Source organism: Stenotrophomonas pictorum JCM 9942 (genome assembly GCF_001431585.1).
In the GTDB taxonomy this organism is placed as follows: domain Bacteria; phylum Pseudomonadota; class Gammaproteobacteria; order Xanthomonadales; family Xanthomonadaceae; genus Stenotrophomonas; species Stenotrophomonas pictorum.
The window spans coordinates 74,911-89,339 of sequence record NZ_LLXS01000012.1 but is presented as its reverse complement, the minus strand read 5'-3'; the positions used below and the strand labels follow the sequence as shown (position 1 = coordinate 89,339).

The window sequence follows — 14,429 nt, the reverse complement described above, 5'->3', positions numbered from 1 at the left end:
CTCCAAGATCACCAAGTAATAGCCCGGTTCGAGCACCTTCTTCAAAGAAGGTGCTTCAGGCGGGATGTCATCGGGAAGGGCAGCCTCTGGGCTGCCCTTCTTCGTTTGCTTGCCTGCAATAAGGTGTTCGGGTGGTTTCGGTCGGCCGACGGGATGGCGGAAAAACCGCGTCCGTGCGTCTTTTTGTTGCCTGTCGTCGGAGTATTCACGGTGACTGGGCCAGGGGTGTCGGGGCTGTGTGCATGCGCGGACTCCGGTGCCGAATATGGCTGTTGCGGGGTGGCCGTGCCGGTATCTGGTGCAAGGCTGCTCCTGGGGAGAGGAAGTGAAGTACGGATTTGGACAATGGCGCGGGCGTATCGCTCTTGCATTGGTGATGTTGCTGGCCGCAGGTATGGGGCAGGCCGCTGCGCCTTCGCCGCGCGAGCATTTTGGATTCGATATCGGCGATGACTACATGCTCGCCAACTACACGCAGACGGAGGCGTATTTCCGCAAAGTGGCGGCCGCTTCCGACCGGTTCGTGCTGCAGGAGCTGGGCAAGACTTCGGAAGGGCGATCCCAGTTGATGCTGGTGGCATCGTCGCCGGCCAATCTCGCCCGCCTGGAGGAATATCGGGCGCTGTCCGGACGCATGGCGCGGGCACGGGATGACGAGGCCACCGCGCGGGCGCTGGCGGCGCAGGGCAAGGCGGTGGTGTGGATCGATGGCGGCCTGCATGCCAACGAGACGGTCGGCGCCCACCAGCTGATCGAGACGGTCTGGCAGCTGGCCAGCCGCGACGATGCCGAAACCCGGCGCATTCTGGAGGACACCATCATCCTGCTGGTCCATGCCAACCCGGACGGGCAGGAGCTGTATGCGGACTGGTACATGCGGGAGCCGGTGCCCGAGAAGCGGGTGCTCGACAAGCCGCCGCGGCTGTACCAGAAGTACGCCGGGCACGACAACAACCGTGACTTCTACATGGCGGCGTTGCAGGAAACGCGCAACCTGAATCGGGCGATGTACACCCGCTGGTATCCGCAGATTGTCTACAACCACCACCAGACCTCGCCCAAGGGCACGGTGATCGTGATCCCGCCCTATCGCGATCCGTACAACTACAACATCGACGCGATGATTCCGGTCGGGCTGGAGGCGCTGGGGTCGGCGATGAACCTGCGCTACCTGCAGGAGGGCAAGCCGGGTGCGGTTTCAAAGCGTGGCAGCGTGTACTCGACGTGGTGGAACGGCGGCCTGCGCACAATGCCGTACTTCCACAACATGATGGGCGTGCTGACCGAGATCACCGGCAACCCGACGCCGATGCAGATCCCGTTCATTCCGGAGCGCCAGTTGCCAGACAGCAATCTGCCTGCGCCGGTGGCGGCCCAGACCTGGCATTTCCGCCAGTCCATCGATTACAGCCTGACGGCCAACTGGGCGCTGCTGGATTACGCCTCGCGCAACCGTGAACAGCTGTTGTTGAACATCTACCGCATGGGGCGCAACTCGATCGAGCGGGGCAGCCGCGACAGCTGGACGCCAAGTCCGACAGCTCTGGCGCAGGCGAAGCTGGCGGTGGAAAAAGCGGGCAGGGACAAGGGCGCGTTGGCCGCGGCGCAGGTGCAGCAACTGCTGCGCCAGCCCGATCAGCGTGATGCGCGTGGCTATATCATCCCGGCCGACCAGGCGGATTTCCCGACCGCGGTGAAGTTCGTCGATGCCTTGCAGCTGGGCGGTGTGGAGGTGATGCGCGCCTCGCGTGAGTTCACGGTCGCAGGCAAAAAATACCCGGCCGGTTCCTTCGTGGTGCGTGGCGATCAGGCCTTCCGCCCGCACGTGCGGGACATGTTCGAACCGCAGGATCATCCCCACGATTTCGAATATGACGGTGGTCCGCCGATCGCGCCGTATGACTCGGCGGGGTGGACGCTGGCCTACCAGATGGGGGTGAGTTTTGATCGGGTCATGCACGGCTTTGCCGGCCCGTTCGAGGCGCTGCCGATCGGGCAGCTGCAAACGCCCGTCGACTTGCCTGTGGCGCATTCCTCGCGCGGTTATTTGCTGGATGCGCGGGTCAATGACAGCGTGCTGGTGATCAATCGCCTGCTCAGGGAGGGGGTTGAGGTCCGGCGGTTGCCAGGGCGGGACGGTGCCTTCTTCCTGCCTGCGGTGCCTGTGCCGCAGCTCGAGCGGGCGCTGCGCGGCACGGGTGTTCGCGCGGTGGTGCCCAAGGGGCGGGTGGAGGCGGGCGAAGTGGTGCACGCGCCGCGCATCGCGCTGTGGGATCACTACGGCGGTTCGATGGTGTCCGGATGGACGCGCCTGGTGCTGGAGAATTTCGGCTTCGACTACCAGGTGGTGTATCCGCAGCAGATCCTCAAGGGCCGGCTGCGTGAGCGGTTCGACGTGATGATCCTGCCCAGTGGGGCACTGCCGTTGCCGGAGGCGCTGGCAATCGAGGGCAAGGCTGGCAGGGTGCCGGCGTCCCCGGATCCGGCGACGATTCCTGACCAGTACCATCCGCTGCTCGGCGAGCTGACGGCGGAAAAGGTGGTGCCGGTGCTGCGCGGGTTTCTCGAGTCGGGCGGACATGTGGTGGCGACCGGGTCTTCCAGCGGGCTGGCGCTGGCGCTGGGGTTGCCGCTGCAAAGCCATCTGCGTACGCCGGCGGCTGAGGGCGGGATGCGCGCGCTCTGTCAGCGTGAGTACTACATCCCGGGCAGTGTGCTGCAGGTCGCGGTGGACAAGTCCAGTCCGTTGAGCTGGGGCTTGCCGTCGGAGCTGGATGTGTATTTCTCCGATGGTCGCTGGGACAATGCACCGGTATTCGAGCTGCCGGCGGGGCGGGCGGACATCCGGCCGCTGCTGAGTTTTGCCGGTCCGGCCCCGCTGCGTTCCGGCTGGGCCTGGGGACAAGAGCATCTGCAGGGCGGGGTACTGGCGGCCGAGGCGGATATCGGTACGGGACGGCTGACCTTTGTTGGTACCGACATCACGTTCCGCGCGCAGACCCATGGCTCGTTCAAGTTGCTGTTCAATGGCCTGCTGCGCGCAGGTGGATCGGACGCGGCGCAGAACTGAGATCCGGTCCCGGTCCGGGCCGCCGTTGCGCGGCCTGGGCCAGCTCCGGGGGCGCGAGGCGTGTTCCTGAACAGGCAGTCTGTCTATTGGCTGAAGCCTCTGTGCGGCGGTTGCAGGGTGACTTGCGGTGGCTGGCAATAACTGACAGAATGCACGACCACTCGCGAAGGTGCGCATCAGTGCAGCTTCGCAACCAGCGAAAAGAGGTGCAGGAAGCGCCTCGTGTTCGCCAGACTAAGGACAGGTCGCGTGGATCGCTCCGGCATCGCTGGAGGGGTGTTGCGCGTTTGTTTGTGTCTGGGGCGGGCCGGGAAACCGGGCCGCCTTCCTTGTATCGAAAGGATTCGCGCGACGGAGGGTGCTTCGGCGCTTTTTGTCGTATTCATGGGGTTCGGCACACTCAGGGGCCGGACCTGTCGCTCTTTAGACCTATAGGAACACCGTCATGGCGGACCAAAAGATCCGGATTCGGTTGAAGGCGTTCGATCATCGTTTGATCGACCGTTCGGCCAGCGAGATCGTTGAAACGGCAAAGCGGACCGGCGCGCAAGTGCGTGGCCCGATCCCCCTGCCGACCAAGATCGAGCGTTACACCATCCTCGTTTCCCCGCACGTCGACAAGGACGCGCGTGACCAGTACGAGACCCGCACGCACAAGCGCGTGCTTGACATCGTCGACCCCAACGACAAGACCGTGGACGCGCTGATGAAGCTCGAACTGGCTGCCGGCGTCGACGTGCAGATCAAGTTGACCTGAGGACTACGACCATGACGAAGAAATATTCGTTGGGCTTCGTGGGCCGCAAGGCTGGCATGAGCCGCGTTTTCACTGAAGATGGCCAGTCCATCCCGGTGACCCTGATTGAAGCAACCCCGAACCGCATCGCGCAGATCAAGACCGTCGAAACCGACGGCTACAGCGCCGTGCAGGTGACCGTCGGCGCCCGTCGCGCTGCGCTGGTCAACAAGCCGGAAGCCGGCCACTTCGCCAAGGCGAAGGTGGAAGCGGGCCGTGGCCTGTGGGAATTCCGCGTTGAAGACGCACAGATCGGCGATTTCGCCGTCGGTGGCGAAGTCAAGGCGGACATCTTCGAAGTTGGCCAGAAGGTCGACGTCCAGGGTGTCACCAAGGGTAAGGGCTTCCAGGGCACCATCAAGCGCCACAACTTCCGTATGGGCGATGCAACCCACGGTAACTCGCTGTCGCATCGCGCGCCGGGTTCGCTGGGTCAGCGCCAGACCCCGGGTCGCGTTTTCCCGGGCAAGAAGATGTCCGGCCACATGGGTGCTGTGCAGCAGAGCACGCAGAACCTGGAAGTGGTCAAGGTCGACGTCGAGCGTGGTCTGATCGCCATTCGCGGCGCCGTGCCTGGCGCAGCCGGTGGTGACGTGATCGTGCGTCCGGCTAGCAAGGCATAAGGAGAGATGACGATGGAACTCGTTATCACGGGTAGCAACAACAAGGTCTCGGTCTCCGACGCCGTGTTCGGTCGCGATTTCAGCGAAGATCTGGTTCACCAGGTCGTCGTTGCTTACCGCAACGCCGCTCGCGCCGGCACCAAGGCTCAGAAAACGCGTTCGGAAGTGAACGGCACGACCAAGAAGTCGAAGAAGCAGAAGGGCGGCGGTGCGCGTCATGGCGCGCTGACGGCTCCGATCTTCGTCGGCGGTGGCGTGACGTTTGCCGCAAAGCCGCGTTCGTTCGACCAGAAGGTCAATCGCAAGCAGTACCGTGCCGCCATGTGCGCGATCCTGTCCGAGCTGAACCGTCAGGGTCGCATCACCGTCGTCGAATCCTTCGACGTCGATGCTGTCAAGACCAAGGCGCTCATCGAGAAGCTGGCGGGTCTGTCGGTGGGCAAGCGCCCGCTGATCGTGACCGAAGACGCTTCCGAGTCGCTGTACCTGTCGGCCCGCAATCTGCCGTACGTGCAGGTGCGTGACGTGCAGGGTCTGGATCCGGTGGCTCTGGTCGGTGCCGACACGGTCGTCATCACCGCTGACGCGGTCAAGAAGGTCGAGGAGTGGCTGGCATGAGCAGCAACGAAAAAATCTTCAGCGTGCTGCGTGCTCCGCGAGTCTCCGAGAAGACCGCGCGCCTGCAGGAACTTTCCAACCAGTATGTCTTCGAGATTTCGAGCGAAGCCACCAAAGCCGATGTAAAGGCCGCGGTTGAGCAGCTGTTCGACGTCAAGGTCGAGGCCGTCAACGTGCTGAACGTCAAGGGCAAGAGCAAGTCCTTCCGTAATCGCGCTGGCCGCCGTGGCGATTGGCGCAAGGCGTACGTGCGTCTGGCCGATGGCCAGTCCATCGATGTAACGGCCAAGGCCTGAGGTACATCCCATGCCATTGATGAAATTCAAGCCCACCTCCGCAGGCCGTCGTTCGGCCGTGCGCGTGGTCACGCCCGATCTGCACAAGGGCGCACCGCACGCAGCGTTGCTGGAGCCGCAGAGCAAGTCCGGTGGTCGTAACCACCACGGTCGCATCACCACCCGTCACGTGGGTGGTGGTCACAAGCAGCACTACCGTCTGATCGACTTCAAGCGCAACAAGGAAGGTATTCCGGCGCGCGTGGAACGTATCGAATACGATCCGAACCGCACCGCCCATATCGCCCTGCTGTGCTATGTCGACGGCGAACGTCGCTACATCATCGCCCCCAAGGGCCTGAAGGCGGGTGACCAGGTCATCTCCGGTGCACACGCGCCGATCAAGACCGGCAACACCCTGCCGCTGCGCAACATCCCGGTGGGTACCACCATTCACGGGATCGAGCTGAAGCCGGGCAAGGGCGCCCAGATCGCCCGTGCCGCCGGTGCAGCCGTGCAGCTGGTCGCTCGTGAAGGTATCTACGCCACCCTGCGTCTGCGCTCGGGTGAAATGCGTAAGGTGCCGGTCGAATGCCGCGCCACCATCGGTGAAGTCGGTAATGACGAGCACAACCTGGAAAAGCTGGGCAAGGCTGGTGCCAAGCGCTGGCGTGGCGTGAAGCCGACCGTTCGTGGTGCTGCCATGAACCCGGTGGATCACCCGCATGGTGGTGGTGAGGCCAAGGCCGGTCAGGGTAATCCGCATCCGGTCACCCCGTGGGGTGTTCCGACCAAGGGTTACAAGACGCGCCATAACAAGCGCACTCAGCAGTTCATCGTCCGCGATCGTAGGGGCTAATCGACCATGGCACGTTCACTCAAGAAGGGCCCGTTCGTCGATCACCACCTCATCAAGAAGGTGGAGGCCGCTGCGGGCAGCAAGAAGCCGATCAAAACCTGGTCGCGCCGTTCGATGATCCTGCCGGAAATGGTAGGCGTCACCATCGCCGTTCATAACGGCAAGAACCACGTTCCGGTGCTGGTCAACGAGAACATGGTCGGCCACAAGCTCGGCGAATTTGCCGTCACCCGGACCTTCAAGGGTCACGGTGGCGACAAGAAGTCGGGCAAGTAAGGAGAGATGACAATGGAAGCGAAAGCAATCCTGCGCTCCGCGCGCATCTCTGCGCAGAAAGCCCGTCTGGTCGCTGACCAGGTGCGCGGTCTGCCGGCCGAGCGTGCGGTCAACCTGCTGAAGTTCTCGGACAAGAAGGCTGCCCACCTGATCAAGAAGGTGGTGGAGTCGGCTATTGCCAATGCCGAGAACAACCAGGGCGCTGACGTCGACGAGCTGAAGGTCAAGACCATCATGGTTGATGAAGGTCCGACCCTGAAGCGTTTCATGGCGCGGGCGAAAGGCCGCGGTACCCGCATCCTCAAGCGCACCAGCCACATCACTGTGGTTGTGGGCGCCGGCAAGTAAGCGGAAAGGAAAAGACCATGGGTCATAAAGTTCATCCGATTGGTATCCGCCTCGGTATTTCCAAGGATTGGAACTCCAAGTGGTACGCCAACAAGGCCGAGTTTGCTGGTTACCTGGCAGCCGACCTGAAAGTCCGTGAGATGCTGCGCAAGAAGCTTGCTCAGGCCGGCATCAGCAAGATCCTGATCGAGCGTCCGGCAAAGACCGCTCGCGTGACGATCCACACCGCCCGTCCGGGCGTGGTGATCGGCAAGCGTGGTGAGGACATCGAGAAGCTGCGCAAGGAAGTGAGTGAGATGATGGGCGTTCCGGCGCACATCAACGTCACCGAAGTGCGCAAGCCGGAGTTGGATGCACAGCTGGTTGCCGAGTCGATCGCGCAGCAGCTGGAGCGTCGCATCATGTTCCGCCGCGCAATGAAGCGCTCGGTCGGCAACGCGATGCGTCTGGGTGCCCTGGGCATCAAGGTCAACGTCGGCGGCCGCTTGAACGGCGCTGAAATCGCCCGTTCGGAGTGGTACCGCGAAGGCCGCGTGCCGTTGCACACCCTGCGTGCGGATATCGACTACGGTTTCGCTGAAGCCAGCACCACCTACGGCATCATCGGCATCAAGGTCTGGATCTACAAGGGCGAGGTCTTTGATTTCTCCCAGGTTGGCCAGGAAAAGCAGGACGACAGCCCGCGCAACGATCGTAACGATCGCGGCGACCGTGGTGACCGTCCGTCGCGCCCGGCTCGTGAAGCGAGGTAACGGCAATGTTGCAACCCAAGCGAACCAAATACCGCAAGATGTTCAAGGGCCGTAACGACGGCCTGAGCTGGAGCGCAAATGCCGTCAGCTTTGGCGAGTACGGCCTGAAGGCAACCGCTCACGGTCAGCTGACCGCGCGTCAGATCGAAGCGGCCCGCCGCTCGATCAGCCGCTACGTCAAGCGCGGCGGCAAGATGTGGATCCGCGTGTTCCCCGACAAGCCCATCACCAAGAAGCCCATCGAAGTCCGAATGGGTGCCGGTAAGGGTGGCGTGGAATACTGGGTCGCGCAGATCCAGCCCGGCCGCATGATCTATGAAATCGAGGGCGTTTCCGAGGAAGTGGCACGCGAGGCGTTCCGCCTGGCCGCTGCCAAGCTCTCGGTCACCACCACTTTCGTGACCCGGACGGTGCGCTGATGGACATCAAACAACTCCGCGAGAAGTCGGCTGACGAACTCAAGGCCCACCTGACCGACCTGCGTAAGGAGCAGTTCTCGCTCCGTATGCAGCAGGTCACCGGCCAGCTGCCGAAGACCCACGAAACCCGCCGGGTGCGCCGCGAGATCGCTCGCGTCAAGCACCTGATCGGCAGCACGAAGTAAGGATGGCTGCTATGAGCGAAAATAACGCAAGCAAGACGCTGCGCACGGTCGAAGGCCGTGTCGTCAGCAACAAGATGGACAAGACGGTCACCGTGTTGGTGGAGCGCCAGGTCAAGCACGCCCTGTACGGCAAGTACATCAAGCGCTCGACCAAGCTGCATGCACACGACGCCGAGAACACCTGCAATGAAGGTGATTTCGTGCGTGTGACCGAGATTGCTCCGCTGTCCAAGACCAAGAACTGGCGTGTGGTGGAAATCATCACCCGCGCAGCGAAATAAGGAGCCTGAATCATGATTCAGATGCAGAGCTACCTCGACGTCGCTGACAACTCTGGTGCCAAGGAAGTGATGTGCATCAAGGTGTTGGGCGGCTCGAAGCGCCGTTACGCACACATCGGTGACATCATCAAGGTCACCGTGAAGGATGCGATTCCGCGCGGTAAGGTCAAGAAGGGTGAAGTGTATGACGCAGTCGTGGTGCGTACCCGCAAGGGTGTGCGTCGCGCTGACGGTTCGCTGATCCGCTTCGATGGCAATGCCGCGGTCCTGCTGAACAACAAGCAAGAGCCGATCGGCACCCGCATCTTCGGGCCGGTGACCCGTGAACTTCGTTCTGAGAAGTTCATGAAGATCGTCTCGCTCGCTCCCGAAGTTCTGTGAGCGCCAGGAGATAATCATGGCTAACCGTATCAAGAAGGGCGACCAGGTCGTCGTCAACACCGGCAAGGACAAGGGCAAGCAGGGCGAAGTCGTCCGCGTCGACGGCGATCGTGTGATCGTCGCCAACGTGAACATCGTCAAGCGCCACACCAAGCCGAATCCGCAGGCAGGCGTTGCTGGCGGCGTGGTCGAGCGTGAAGCGTCGATCCATATCTCCAACGTCAATGTTCTGAACCCGGCAACGGGCAAGGGCGAGCGCGTTGGCTTCAAGGTGCTGGAGGATGGACGCAAACTGCGTGTGTTCCGCTCCAGCGGTGAGGCGCTTGACGCCTGAGGAATGATCGAATGAATTCCCGTCTCGAAAAGTTTTACAAAGACGAAGTTGTGCCGGCACTGACCAAACAGTTCGGCTACAAGAACCCGATGGAAGTGCCGAAGCTCGTCAAGATCACCCTGAACATGGGTGTGGGCGAAGCGGCTACCAACAAGAAGGTTCTGGAAAACGCCGTCGCGGATATGACCAAGATCACCGGTCAGAAGCCGATCGTCACCAAGTCGCGTGTTTCGGTGGCATCGTTCAAGATCCGTGATGGCTGGCCGATCGGCTGCAAGGTCACGCTGCGTCGTGACACCATGTTTGAGTTCCTGGATCGTCTGATCAACATCTCGCTGCCGCGCGTGCGTGACTTCCGCGGCGTGTCGGGTCGTTCGTTCGACGGTCGTGGCAACTACAACATGGGTGTGAAGGAACAGATCATCTTCCCGGAAATCGACTTCGACGCCGTCGATGCGATCCGTGGTATGGATATCGCCATCACCACCACTGCCAAGACCGACGCGGAAGCCAAGGCGCTGCTCGCAGCGTTCAAGTTCCCGTTCCGTAACTGATTCGTCGAGGATACCGAAATGGCAAAGACCTCCATGGTCAACCGCGACATCAAGCGGAAAAAGCTGGCTGAAAAGTACGCTGAAAAGCGTGCGGCTCTGAAGAAGATCGTGTCCTCGGTGGACGCGACCTACGAAGAGAAGATCGAGGCCTCGACGAAGTTGTCCAAGCTGCCGCGCGACTCGTCGCCGTGCCGCCACCGCAACCGTTGCGAGCTGTCCGGTCGTTCGCGTGGCGTGTACAGCAAGTTCGGCCTCGGCCGTAACAAGCTGCGCGAAGCCACCATGCGCGGCGATGTGCCGGGCCTGCGCAAGGCCAGCTGGTAAGAAATTCCGGCCGGGCCGCGAGGTCCGGCCGGAGCATCGGCAGGGCAACCTGAAGGTGACTCAAAAAGTCCGACGCCAGTCGGGCTTTTTGTCGTATAATCCCGCTCCTTGCCTGTCCGAAACCGGCTGGCTGGTGTGGTAGGGGCCCTGGCCCATCCCAGGAAAACACGAGATTTTCGCGAAAGCGGATATCGGTGCACTCAAAGGTATCTACATGAGCATGACTGATCCCATCGCCGACCTGCTGGTACGCATCAAGAATGCGGCCGCGGTTGGCAAGCAGACGGTGAAAGCCCCGTCGTCCAAGGTCAAGGTGGCCATTGCCCAGGTCCTGAAGGACGAGGGTTACATCACCGACCTGCGCGTGACCAACACCGAAAACAACAAGGCCGAGCTTGAAATCGTCCTGAAGTATTTCGAAGGCAAGCCGGTCATCGCGACCCTGAAGCGCTTCTCGCGTTCGGGTCTGCGCCAGTACCGTGGCAAGTCTGAACTGCCGAAGGTCCTCAACGGCCTGGGCGTCGCCATCATTTCCACCTCCAAGGGCATCATGACTGATGCGCAGGCGCGCCAGTTGGGCGTCGGCGGCGAAGTCCTGTGCTTCGTGGCCTAAGGGAAGGAGTCCACTATGTCCCGCGTAGCCAAGAAGCCGATCAACCTGCCCAAGGGCGTTGAACTGACCATCCAGCCGGAAGTTGTGACCGTGAAGGGCCCGAAGGGCGTCCTGTCGCTGAACAAGGCCGCTGGCGTTGAAATCACTCTCGACAATGGCGTTGCCACGCTGAGCCCGAAGGACATCTCCTTCGACGCGCTGACCGGCACCGTCCGTTCGATCCTGGCCAACATGGTCCAGGGCGTGTCCGAAGGCTTCGAAAAGAAGCTGGAGCTGGTGGGTGTGGGTTACCGCGCCGCCATGCAGGGCAAGGACCTGAACCTGTCGCTGGGCTTCTCCCATCCTGTCGTGTTCGTGGCGCCGGAAGGCATCACCCTGTCGACCCCGACCCAGACCGAAATTCTGGTCCAGGGTTCGGACAAGCAGGTTGTCGGTGAAGTCGCCGCCAAGATCCGCGGTTACCGTCCGCCGGAGCCCTACAAGGGCAAGGGTGTGAAGTACGCCGGTGAAGTCATCATTCGCAAGGAAGCCAAGAAGGCCTAATTCCTAGGTTTTCAGCTTTCGAGGATAAAGAACATGAACAAGAACATTGCACGTCTGCGTCGCGCCAAGTCGACCCGCTCGCACATCCGCACCCTGGGTGTGGCGCGCCTGTCGGTTCTGCGCACCGGCCAGCACCTGTATGCACAGGTCTTCACCGCCGATGGCTCCAAGGTGCTGGCGGCTGCCAACACCGCCCAGGCCGAAGTCATGGAAGGCCTGAAGAACGGCAAGAACTGCGACGCAGCTGCCAAGGTCGGCAAGATGATTGCCGAGCGCGCCAAGGCTGCCGGTATCGAAAAGGTCGCGTTCGACCGTTCCGGTTACCGCTACCACGGCCGCATCAAGGCCCTGGCCGATGCAGCCCGCGAAGGCGGCCTGCAGTTCTAAGGGATCGGGAAAGGGGCCGTTGGCCCCTTTCCGCCTGCCTGCCGGTACGGGCTGTGCCGGGCGTCTCCGCTCTTATGCAGCGGCCGACGAGTCAACGTTTCGTCCCACAACTATAAGCGGCTTCGAGCCGTACATAATCCACACAACAAGGAATAGAAATGGCTGAAGAACGTCAGTCGCGGGGTCGCGATCGCGATCGCAACCGCGAAGAAAAAGTCGACGATGGCATGATCGAGAAGCTGGTCGCGGTCAATCGCGTCAGCAAGACCGTCAAGGGTGGTCGCCAGTTCACCTTCACCGCACTGACCGTGGTCGGTGATGGTGCAGGCAAGGTCGGTTTCGGCTACGGCAAGGCGCGCGAAGTGCCGGTCGCCATCCAGAAGTCGATGGAGCAGGCCCGCAAGAACCAGATCAGCGTTGATCTGAACAACGGCACGCTGTGGCACACCGTCAAGGACGGCCACGGTGCGGCTCGCGTGTTCATGCAGCCGGCTTCGGAAGGTACCGGCGTGATTGCCGGCGGCGCGATGCGCGCTGTGCTGGAGGCGGTTGGCGTGAAGGACGTGCTGGCCAAGGCGGTGGGTTCGCGCAACCCGATCAACCTGGTTCGCGCCACGCTGAAGGGTCTGGCAGGCGTGCAGTCGCCGGCTCGCATTGCGGCCAAGCGCGGCAAGAAGGTGGAGGATCTCAACCATGGCTGATCAGAACGTCAAGACCGTGAAGGTGCGCCTGGTGCGTGGCCTGCGTGGAACCCAGTCGCGTCACCGCCTGTCGGTGCGTGCCCTGGGCCTGAACAAGCTCAATGATGTGCGTGAACTGAAGGACAGCCCGCAGGTTCGCGGCCTGATCAATAAGGTTCAGTACCTCGTCCAGGTTGAGGAGTAATTGACCATGACTTTGCGTCTTAATGAACTGAGCCCGGTTGAGGGCGCGCGTACCGAGCGTAAGCGCGTCGGTCGCGGCATCGGCTCCGGCCTTGGCAAGACCTGCGGCCGCGGCCACAAGGGTTCGTTCGCTCGTTCGGGCAAGGGCAAGATCAAGGCCGGCTTCGAAGGCGGTCAGACCCCGATGCAGCGTCGTCTGCCGAAGATCGGCTTCGTTTCCCGTACGGCCAAGGACACCGCTGAAGTGCTGTCCTACCATCTGGACCGTCTGGAAGCTGGCGAGATCGATTTTGCGGCACTGCGTGCTGCCAAGCTGGTCCCGTCCACTGCCAAGAAGGCCAAGATCGTCCTGAAGGGCGAGCTGAGCAAGGCGTTCACCCTGAAGGGTGTTGCGGCAACTGCCGGCGCCAAGGCTGCGATCGAAGCTGCCGGCGGCAGCGTACAGGAGTAACTGGAACATGGCGCAAGCTGGCATCGGTAACCTCGCGGGCGGGATGGGCAAGTTCACGGAACTTCGCCAGCGTCTTCTGTTCGTACTCGGGGCATTGCTCGTCTATCGCATTGGCTGTTATGTGCCGGTGCCGGGCGTCAATCCCGATGCCATGCTTGCGCTGATGCAGGCGCAGGGCGGCGGAATCGTGGACATGTTCAACATGTTCTCGGGCGGCGCCCTGCACCGTTTCAGCATCTTCGCGTTGAACGTGATGCCGTATATCTCGGCATCCATCGTGATGCAGCTGGCGGTCCACATCTTCCCGGCCCTGAAGGCCATGCAAAAGGAAGGTGAGTCCGGTCGTCGCAAGATCACGCAGTATTCGCGCATCGGCGCGGTGCTCCTGGCGGTGGTGCAGGGCGGCAGTATCGCGCTGGCATTGCAGAACCAGGTGTCGCCGGGCGGTGCTCCGGTGGTGTACGCACCGGGTATGGGTTTCGTGCTGACCGCTGTGGTCGCACTCACGGCCGGCACCATCTTCCTGATGTGGGTGGGTGAGCAGGTCACCGAGCGGGGTATCGGCAACGGTGTGTCGCTGATCATCTTCGCCGGTATCGTCGCGGGCCTTCCGGCGGCGGTGATCCAGACCGTCGAGGCGTACCGCGATGGCAACATGAGCTTCATTTCGCTGTTGCTGATTGTGCTGGTGGTGCTGGCGTTCACCTACTTCGTGGTGTTCGTCGAGCGCGGCCAGCGCCGCATCACTGTCAATTACGCCCGCCGTCAGGGTGGCCGTAACGCCTACATGAACCAGACCTCGTTCCTGCCGTTGAAGCTGAACATGGCGGGTGTGATTCCGGCGATCTTCGCTTCCAGCATCCTGGCTTTCCCGGCCACGCTGGCGATGTGGTCCGGCCAGGCCAGCTCGGCCACCTGGCTGCAGAAAGTGGCTAATGCGCTGGGTCCGGGCGAGCCGCTGCACATGATCGTGTTCGCTGCACTGATCACCGGTTTCGCGTTTTTCTATACCGCGCTGGTGTTCAACTCGCAGGAAACCGCTGACAACCTGAAGAAGTCGGGTGCGCTGATTCCGGGTATCCGTCCGGGCAAGGCCACGGCTGACTATATCGATGGTGTGTTGACGCGCCTGACGGCGGCCGGCTCGGCCTACCTGGTCATCGTCTGCCTGTTGCCGGAAATCATGCGCACCCAGCTCAACGCCTCGTTCTACTTCGGTGGCACCTCGCTGCTGATCGTGGTGGTGGTGGTGATGGACTTCATTGCGCAGATCCAGGCGCATCTGATGTCTCACCAGTACGAGAGCCTGTTGAAGAAGGCCAACCTGAAGGGCGGCAACCGCGGCGGTTTTGCGCGCGGCTGATTCACCCGGTATACTTTCCGCTTCATAGCGAGAAGATCCCCTCCGGTTCCCGTTGGGGTCTTCAAGACAGAAGGGCGGCCCCCGCAGCGGTCT

Annotated in this window: 23 protein-coding genes; all 23 read left to right on the top strand. The window is 62.0% G+C overall.

Going from position 1 to position 14,429, the window contains the following annotated elements:
• Positions 1-325 precede the first annotated feature (325 nt).
• A complete protein-coding gene (locus ARC78_RS05465; protein WP_199398896.1) occupies positions 326-3,070 on the top strand; it encodes a M14 family metallopeptidase in 2,745 nt (914 codons plus the stop codon).
• A gap of 445 nt (positions 3,071-3,515) precedes the next feature.
• Positions 3,516-3,827, top strand: coding sequence for a 30S ribosomal protein S10 (rpsJ, locus tag ARC78_RS05460; RefSeq protein WP_010341589.1), 312 nt, complete (start codon positions 3,516-3,518; stop codon positions 3,825-3,827).
• 11 nt (positions 3,828-3,838) lie between these two features.
• Positions 3,839-4,489 carry a 50S ribosomal protein L3 gene (gene rplC / locus ARC78_RS05455; protein WP_054657191.1) on the top strand — a complete coding sequence of 217 codons (651 nt, stop codon included), beginning with the start codon at positions 3,839-3,841 and terminating at the stop codon, positions 4,487-4,489.
• Between the two features lie 12 nt (positions 4,490-4,501).
• Entirely contained in the window at positions 4,502-5,107 is a 606-nt protein-coding gene (gene rplD / locus ARC78_RS05450; protein ID WP_054657239.1) for a 50S ribosomal protein L4, read from the top strand.
• Entirely contained in the window at positions 5,104-5,403 is a 300-nt protein-coding gene (gene rplW / locus ARC78_RS05445) for a 50S ribosomal protein L23 (protein WP_054657193.1), read from the top strand. The genes rplD and rplW overlap by 4 nt, the downstream gene beginning before the upstream one ends.
• 10 nt (positions 5,404-5,413) lie before the next feature.
• Positions 5,414-6,241 carry a 50S ribosomal protein L2 gene (rplB, locus tag ARC78_RS05440; protein ID WP_054657195.1) on the top strand — a complete coding sequence of 276 codons (828 nt, stop codon included), beginning with the start codon at positions 5,414-5,416 and terminating at the stop codon, positions 6,239-6,241.
• A 6-nt stretch (positions 6,242-6,247) separates the two neighbouring features.
• Positions 6,248-6,517: a 30S ribosomal protein S19 gene (rpsS, locus tag ARC78_RS05435; RefSeq protein WP_054657196.1), complete on the top strand. Its 270-nt coding sequence runs from the start codon at positions 6,248-6,250 to the stop codon at positions 6,515-6,517.
• 12 nt (positions 6,518-6,529) lie between these two features.
• Positions 6,530-6,865 carry a 50S ribosomal protein L22 gene (gene rplV, locus ARC78_RS05430; RefSeq protein WP_054657198.1) on the top strand — a complete coding sequence of 112 codons (336 nt, stop codon included), beginning with the start codon at positions 6,530-6,532 and terminating at the stop codon, positions 6,863-6,865.
• 17 nt (positions 6,866-6,882) lie between these two features.
• Entirely contained in the window at positions 6,883-7,617 is a 735-nt protein-coding gene (gene rpsC, locus ARC78_RS05425) for a 30S ribosomal protein S3 (RefSeq protein WP_054657200.1), read from the top strand.
• Between the two features lie 5 nt (positions 7,618-7,622).
• Positions 7,623-8,036 (top strand): 50S ribosomal protein L16, encoded by a 414-nt coding sequence (gene rplP / locus ARC78_RS05420; protein ID WP_054657202.1) that lies wholly within the window; start codon positions 7,623-7,625, stop codon positions 8,034-8,036.
• Complete coding sequence (gene rpmC / locus ARC78_RS05415) at positions 8,036-8,221, top strand: 50S ribosomal protein L29 (RefSeq protein WP_054657204.1); 186 nt, start codon at positions 8,036-8,038, stop codon at positions 8,219-8,221. Before rplP ends, rpmC begins: the two co-directional genes overlap by 1 nt.
• An 11-nt stretch (positions 8,222-8,232) precedes the next feature.
• Positions 8,233-8,502 (top strand): 30S ribosomal protein S17, encoded by a 270-nt coding sequence (rpsQ, locus tag ARC78_RS05410; protein ID WP_054657206.1) that lies wholly within the window; start codon positions 8,233-8,235, stop codon positions 8,500-8,502.
• Between the two features lie 12 nt (positions 8,503-8,514).
• The gene (rplN, locus tag ARC78_RS05405; RefSeq protein WP_003479595.1) at positions 8,515-8,883 is read left to right on the top strand and encodes a 50S ribosomal protein L14; all 369 of its coding nucleotides are present in this window, start codon (positions 8,515-8,517) and stop codon (positions 8,881-8,883) included.
• Positions 8,884-8,899: 16 nt separating this feature from the next.
• Complete coding sequence (gene rplX, locus ARC78_RS05400) at positions 8,900-9,217, top strand: 50S ribosomal protein L24 (protein ID WP_054657208.1); 318 nt, start codon at positions 8,900-8,902, stop codon at positions 9,215-9,217.
• Positions 9,218-9,228: 11 nt separating this feature from the next.
• Positions 9,229-9,771: a 50S ribosomal protein L5 gene (gene rplE / locus ARC78_RS05395; protein WP_054657210.1), complete on the top strand. Its 543-nt coding sequence runs from the start codon at positions 9,229-9,231 to the stop codon at positions 9,769-9,771.
• Positions 9,772-9,789: 18 nt separating this feature from the next.
• A complete protein-coding gene (gene rpsN, locus ARC78_RS05390) occupies positions 9,790-10,095 on the top strand; it encodes a 30S ribosomal protein S14 (protein WP_057505880.1) in 306 nt (101 codons plus the stop codon).
• A 214-nt stretch (positions 10,096-10,309) separates the two neighbouring features.
• Positions 10,310-10,708: a 30S ribosomal protein S8 gene (gene rpsH, locus ARC78_RS05385; RefSeq protein ID WP_054657212.1), complete on the top strand. Its 399-nt coding sequence runs from the start codon at positions 10,310-10,312 to the stop codon at positions 10,706-10,708.
• Between the two features lie 15 nt (positions 10,709-10,723).
• Positions 10,724-11,251: a 50S ribosomal protein L6 gene (gene rplF, locus ARC78_RS05380; protein WP_054657214.1), complete on the top strand. Its 528-nt coding sequence runs from the start codon at positions 10,724-10,726 to the stop codon at positions 11,249-11,251.
• 33 nt (positions 11,252-11,284) lie between these two features.
• On the top strand, positions 11,285-11,638 hold the full coding sequence (rplR, locus tag ARC78_RS05375) for a 50S ribosomal protein L18 (RefSeq protein ID WP_054657216.1): 354 nt from the start codon (positions 11,285-11,287) through the stop codon (positions 11,636-11,638).
• A gap of 158 nt (positions 11,639-11,796) precedes the next feature.
• Positions 11,797-12,339, top strand: coding sequence for a 30S ribosomal protein S5 (gene rpsE / locus ARC78_RS05370; RefSeq protein ID WP_054657217.1), 543 nt, complete (start codon positions 11,797-11,799; stop codon positions 12,337-12,339).
• A complete protein-coding gene (gene rpmD / locus ARC78_RS05365) occupies positions 12,332-12,523 on the top strand; it encodes a 50S ribosomal protein L30 (RefSeq protein WP_054657219.1) in 192 nt (63 codons plus the stop codon). Before rpsE ends, rpmD begins: the two co-directional genes overlap by 8 nt.
• A gap of 6 nt (positions 12,524-12,529) precedes the next feature.
• The gene (gene rplO, locus ARC78_RS05360) at positions 12,530-12,973 is read left to right on the top strand and encodes a 50S ribosomal protein L15 (protein ID WP_054657221.1); all 444 of its coding nucleotides are present in this window, start codon (positions 12,530-12,532) and stop codon (positions 12,971-12,973) included.
• Between the two features lie 7 nt (positions 12,974-12,980).
• The gene (secY, locus tag ARC78_RS05355) at positions 12,981-14,336 is read left to right on the top strand and encodes a preprotein translocase subunit SecY (RefSeq protein ID WP_054657223.1); all 1,356 of its coding nucleotides are present in this window, start codon (positions 12,981-12,983) and stop codon (positions 14,334-14,336) included.
• Positions 14,337-14,429: the final 93 nt, after the last annotated feature.

Excerpts from the sequence above, each read along its gene's own strand:
- rplP (WP_054657202.1), top strand. The coding sequence starts at position 7,623 with ATGTTGCAACCCAAGCGAACCAAATACCGCAAGATGTTCAAGGGCCGT.
- rpsN (WP_057505880.1), top strand. The coding sequence starts at position 9,790 with ATGGCAAAGACCTCCATGGTCAACCGCGACATCAAGCGGAAAAAGCTG.
- rpsE (WP_054657217.1), top strand. The coding sequence starts at position 11,797 with ATGGCTGAAGAACGTCAGTCGCGGGGTCGCGATCGCGATCGCAACCGC.
- rplC (WP_054657191.1), top strand. The coding sequence starts at position 3,839 with ATGACGAAGAAATATTCGTTGGGCTTCGTGGGCCGCAAGGCTGGCATG.
- rpsC (WP_054657200.1), top strand. The coding sequence starts at position 6,883 with ATGGGTCATAAAGTTCATCCGATTGGTATCCGCCTCGGTATTTCCAAG.
- rpsH (WP_054657212.1), top strand. The coding sequence starts at position 10,310 with ATGAGCATGACTGATCCCATCGCCGACCTGCTGGTACGCATCAAGAAT.
- rplO (WP_054657221.1), top strand. The coding sequence starts at position 12,530 with ATGACTTTGCGTCTTAATGAACTGAGCCCGGTTGAGGGCGCGCGTACC.
- rpsS (WP_054657196.1), top strand. The coding sequence starts at position 6,248 with ATGGCACGTTCACTCAAGAAGGGCCCGTTCGTCGATCACCACCTCATC.
- rplR (WP_054657216.1), top strand. The coding sequence starts at position 11,285 with ATGAACAAGAACATTGCACGTCTGCGTCGCGCCAAGTCGACCCGCTCG.
- rplX (WP_054657208.1), top strand. The coding sequence starts at position 8,900 with ATGGCTAACCGTATCAAGAAGGGCGACCAGGTCGTCGTCAACACCGGC.
- rplE (WP_054657210.1), top strand. The coding sequence starts at position 9,229 with ATGAATTCCCGTCTCGAAAAGTTTTACAAAGACGAAGTTGTGCCGGCA.
- rpsQ (WP_054657206.1), top strand. The coding sequence starts at position 8,233 with ATGAGCGAAAATAACGCAAGCAAGACGCTGCGCACGGTCGAAGGCCGT.
- rpsJ (WP_010341589.1), top strand. The coding sequence starts at position 3,516 with ATGGCGGACCAAAAGATCCGGATTCGGTTGAAGGCGTTCGATCATCGT.
- rplF (WP_054657214.1), top strand. The coding sequence starts at position 10,724 with ATGTCCCGCGTAGCCAAGAAGCCGATCAACCTGCCCAAGGGCGTTGAA.
- rplV (WP_054657198.1), top strand. The coding sequence starts at position 6,530 with ATGGAAGCGAAAGCAATCCTGCGCTCCGCGCGCATCTCTGCGCAGAAA.
- rpmD (WP_054657219.1), top strand. The coding sequence starts at position 12,332 with ATGGCTGATCAGAACGTCAAGACCGTGAAGGTGCGCCTGGTGCGTGGC.
- secY (WP_054657223.1), top strand. The coding sequence starts at position 12,981 with ATGGCGCAAGCTGGCATCGGTAACCTCGCGGGCGGGATGGGCAAGTTC.
- rplD (WP_054657239.1), top strand. The coding sequence starts at position 4,502 with ATGGAACTCGTTATCACGGGTAGCAACAACAAGGTCTCGGTCTCCGAC.
- rpmC (WP_054657204.1), top strand. The coding sequence starts at position 8,036 with ATGGACATCAAACAACTCCGCGAGAAGTCGGCTGACGAACTCAAGGCC.
- rplB (WP_054657195.1), top strand. The coding sequence starts at position 5,414 with ATGCCATTGATGAAATTCAAGCCCACCTCCGCAGGCCGTCGTTCGGCC.
- rplN (WP_003479595.1), top strand. The coding sequence starts at position 8,515 with ATGATTCAGATGCAGAGCTACCTCGACGTCGCTGACAACTCTGGTGCC.
- rplW (WP_054657193.1), top strand. The coding sequence starts at position 5,104 with ATGAGCAGCAACGAAAAAATCTTCAGCGTGCTGCGTGCTCCGCGAGTC.